Annotated in this window: 4 protein-coding genes; all 4 read left to right on the plus strand. The window is 62.0% G+C overall.

The annotated features are described in order from the left end of the window. Window positions 1–2478 (plus strand): YadA family autotransporter adhesin (locus tag ACTRWB_RS38020; protein ID WP_446904910.1); only part of this gene is annotated, 2478 nt, incomplete at its 5' end. A 102-nt stretch (window positions 2479–2580) separates the two neighbouring features. Continuing rightward, window positions 2581–3267, plus strand: a complete 687-nt coding sequence (locus ACTRWB_RS38025; protein WP_446904911.1) for an OmpA family protein — start codon at window positions 2581–2583, stop codon at window positions 3265–3267. A gap of 141 nt (window positions 3268–3408) precedes the next feature. After that, window positions 3409–3984, plus strand: coding sequence for a hypothetical protein (locus ACTRWB_RS38030; RefSeq protein WP_446904912.1), 576 nt, complete (start codon window positions 3409–3411; stop codon window positions 3982–3984). A 201-nt stretch (window positions 3985–4185) separates the two neighbouring features. Continuing rightward, window positions 4186–4574: cation:dicarboxylate symporter family transporter (locus tag ACTRWB_RS38035; RefSeq protein WP_446904913.1), on the plus strand; the 389-nt coding region annotated here is incomplete at its 3' end.

Consider the following 4574-nt stretch of genomic DNA (forward strand, 5'->3'; position numbering starts at 1 on the left):
TCGCTGTCCACGTCAACTTCGACCGGCATCAGCTCACTGTCCACGGGCCTTAGCTCGACCGACAGCTCGGTGGCATCACTCTCGACTTCCACGTCGACCGGCCTGTCCTCGGCAAATAGCTCGATCACGTCGCTGTCCACGTCGACTTCGACCGGCATCAGCTCGCTGTCCACGGGCCTCAGCTCGACCGACAGTTCGGTGGCATCGCTCTCGACTTCCACGTCGACGGGCCTGTCGTCGGCCAACAGCTCGATCACCTCGTTGTCCACGTCGACTTCGACCGGCATCAGCTCGCTGTCCACGGGCCTCAGCTCGACCGACAGTTCGGTGGCATCGCTCTCGACTTCCACGTCGACGGGCCTGTCGTCGGCCAACAGCTCGATCACCTCGTTGTCCACGTCGACCTCGACCGGTATCAGCTCGTTGTCCACGGGTCTCAGCTCGACCAACAGCTCGGTGACGTCGCTGTCGACTTCCACGTCGACTGGCCTGTCCTCGGCAAACAGCTCGATCAGCTCGTTGTCCACGTCGACCTCGACCGGTATCAGCTCGTTGTCCACGGGTCTCAGCTCGACCAACAGCTCGGTGGCATCACTCTCGACTTCCACGTCGACGGGCCTGTCGTCGGCCAACAGCTCGATCACGTCGCTGTCCACTTCGACCTCGACCGGCATCAGCTCGTTGTCCACCGGCCTGAGCAGCACGGACAGCACGATCTTGTCGCTGTCCACGTCGACTTCGACCGGCATCGGCTCGCTGTCCACCGGCCTGAGCAGCACGAACAGCTCGGTGACGTCGCTGTCCACGTCGACCTCGACCGCGATCAACGCCGCGAAGACGCACTACTACAGCGTCAACGACAACGGCACGCAGCAAGCCAACTACGACAACACCGGCGCGACGGGCACCAACGCCCTCGCCGCAGGCGTGAACGCCAGCGCGGCGGGCGCAAGCAGCGTGGCTGTCGGTGACGGCTCGAACGCGCAGTCGGACGGCGCGGTCGCAATCGGCAACAACGCATTGGCAACGGGTGGCAAGGCGGTGTCGATCGGGGTTGCGAATACGGCAAGCGGTGACGGCGCAGTCGCGATCGGCGACCCGAACGTCGCGACGGGTACCGGCGCAGTGGCGATGGGGGCGAACAACACGGCGACCGGCAACGGCGCGGTGGCGCTTGGCAACGCAAACACGGCCAGTGGTGACGGAGCGCTTGCGTTGGGCAATGGGTCGACGGCGGCGGCGGAAGGCTCACTTGCCTTGGGTTCGAACGCGATCGCAAGCAATGTCAACGATGTTGCGCTGGGTACCGGCTCGATCACGGCGGCACCTAATCCGACGTCGGGCGCGACGATCGGAGGCGTGACCTACTCGTTTGCCGGTGCGAATCCGACGAGCGTTGTGAGTGTTGGGGCGCCAGGGGCGGAGCGTCAGATCGTGAATGTCGCTGCCGGACGCATCTCGGCGACCAGCACGGATGCGATCAACGGTAGTCAGCTCAACGCGACGAACCAGGCCCTCAACAGCCTTTCGACGTCGACCGCATCGAACATTTCGTCGCTGTCGACCGGTATTGGTTCGTTGTCGACCGGCCTCAGTTCGACCAACAGCACGGTCGCGTCGCTGTCCACGTCGACTTCGACCAGCATCAGCTCGTTGTCGACCGGTCTCAACTCGACCAACAACAACCTTACGTCGCTGTCCACGTCGACTTCGACCGGGTTGAATTCGCTGTCCACCGCGTTGTCGACGACGGACAACAACCTGGCTTCGTTGTCGACCTCGACCGCGTCGGCTGCGCAAGGCGTACAGACGCTCACGACGGCGATTGCAAACGCCCAGACCCACTATTACAGCGTCAATGATGGCGGGACGTTGAACGCGAACTACGCGAACAATGGTGCGACGGGGCTGAATGCGATGGCGCTCGGTCCGAATGCAACCGCGGGCGGGACGAACGGCATCGCGATCGGCAATGGCGCGAACGCGTCGTCGGAAGGTGCGACAGTCATCGGCGCGCAATCGCTCGTATCGGGCACCAACGGCGTGGCACTGGGTATGGGCGCGACCGCGTCGGCCGCCAACGCGGTCGCGCTCGGCGCAAACTCGATCGCCGACCAGCCCAACACCGTTTCGGTGGGTGCACCAGGCACCGAGCGTCGCATCACCAACGTTGCGCCGGGTATCAACTCGACCGATGCGGTGAACGTATCGCAGCTGAATGCGTTGGGCAGCACGGTGAGCGACGTGGCACGCAAGGCCTACGCCGGGATCGCGGGGGCAACCGCGCTTACGATGATCCCGGATGTCGACCAGAACAAGACGCTGATGGTCGGCGTTGGAACAGGCGTGTATCAGGGGTACAGCGCGTTTGCGTTCGGTTTTACTGCGCGCCTGACCAATAACCTGAAGCTCCGTGGCGGCGTCAGCGGCAGCAGTGCCGGCTACACCTACGGCGCTGGTCTCGGCTACCAGTGGTGATCGTCGGGTGACGGCGCATCCGGATCGATGGCCCGGATGCGCTGAATTGCTCCAGTCTCGTAACGAGAACCCGCGGTTTCAAGAAATGTAGAGGTATTTGTCATGATCAAATCATTGAGAACGAACCTTGCACCGATAGTTCTGGTGCTGCTGGCAGGATGTTCGTCGATGTCCGGGCCGACGTATTCGACGTGGTCGGTCGATCTACCGAACGGAGAGAAAACCTATCGTGTGGACTGCTACGGTTTGCTCGAAGGAGCGCAGGTATGTCAACGCAAGGCGGAGGAAGTCTGCGACAAACAACCTGTCCGCTTGCTGAAGGGAGTGGCGGCGCTGGATTCAAATGGCGCGAGTCGGACGAATGCGCGTGAGTTGACGTTCCAGTGTGGTGCGGCGCCGGTCGCTGCAGCTTCCGTTGCACCGGCAACGTCGACAAGAAGACTTAGTTTGCACGAAGACGCGACCTTCGAGTTCGATCAGATCGTGCTGACGAACGAGGGGCGCGCTCGTCTCGACAAGTTGGTTGCCGACGTCCGGGGAACCAGGCTTGATCAAGTGACAGTGAACGGTTACACCGACGACGTCGGTACCGACGCTTACAACCAGGGTTTGTCAGAGCGCCGCGCGGCCGTCATCGCGGGCTATCTCGGCGACCACGGATTGCGTGCTGGCCGGTTTGTTGTTCGTGGATACGGAAAAGCGGATCCGGTCGCGTCGAACGCAACAGCAGAAGGGCGGGCACAGAACCGCCGCGTGGAAATCTTGCTCGATTCGAACTCGCAGCCGTGACCCGACGCAAGTTGGCTTACATGGGAGGATGACGAAGCGTATGCGGGGCGGAGCGCAGTCCTGCATACGCTGTATACAAAAAGCGAGAACGCGCTCGCCGACGTGATGCGGATGCGTCGGCGAACGAGACTGACGGCGGAGATGAATGAAATGACGGTGCGGAGTGCAGGTCGTTTTTGGCGGCAGATGTGTGGTGCGTTGCTGATATGTGCGTCGAATCTCGTCTGTGCTCAGTCTGCACGGCAGGCCGCATCTGCACAGATGCAGGAACCGACCGTGCTGGCGGGTGCGGCAACTGCTGCCGGTATTCGCCGCTGCTATTCGGCGATCGATGCGGTATCCAGACGGATGTTCGCTGGCGCGTCGCGTGCCGATGTGATGTTGGATTGGGATCGCGCCAATCCGGACGGATCGCCGTTCTTTTCTTTGTCCGGCATGGATTTTCGTCGGGACGCGGCTTTGCTGTCATTGACTACCGCACCGGCAGCAACAGGCGGGTGTGCGATTCTCGTCGAGCGGATTTCGAGTGCGCCGACGACTTGCACCGAAGTAGCCCGCACGGACCTGGCTGGCTATCGTGCCACGTCGCTCGTGCGGGCAGTGACGGTCTATACGAATCCGGCACGACCACGAGAAACCATCACACTGGTCGATGCACCACCTTCTTGCCTGGTATTGCGCCGCCAGGTTGAATTCAACTGGCCAGCGGCCCGATGAATGCGATGTTCGAGCCCGGCTGCCCCAACCCGAACAGAAGGTGGGATATTTCCCGCCCCGGTTGCCACGGAACCCTTCCGATTACATAAACACGCTACACGGCACTGTCGACACCTCGGTAACGGATCGATGTTTGCCGAAAGCCATCCGCGAGCTTGCTCGACCGGGCTTTTCGGCAATCTGCCAATTCGACACATCAATATGAATAAAAGAATTTCTGCCGCAGTATGGATTTTGATTGCAATAACGTTGGGAATCGCTGTCGGCTATATGATCTACACGCAACTTCCGGACAAGCAGTCCGCCGCGGAAATCGCCGGCTACATCTCGCTCGTGTCCGATGTGTTCCTGCGGCTGATCAAGATGGTGATCGGCCCGCTGGTGTTCTCGACGCTCGTCGTCGGCATTGCGCACATGGGCGACGCCTCGTCCGTGGGGCGCGTGTTCGTGAAGGCGCTCGGCTGGTTCGTCACCGCGTCGCTGATCTCGCTGCTGCTCGGGCTGCTGATGGCGAACCTGCTGCGCCCCGGCGAGAACCTCGGCCTGCCGCTGCCGGACATCGGCGCGTCCGCGCATCTCGCGACGTCCAA

Source organism: Burkholderia sp. YIM B11467, from assembly GCF_052952715.1.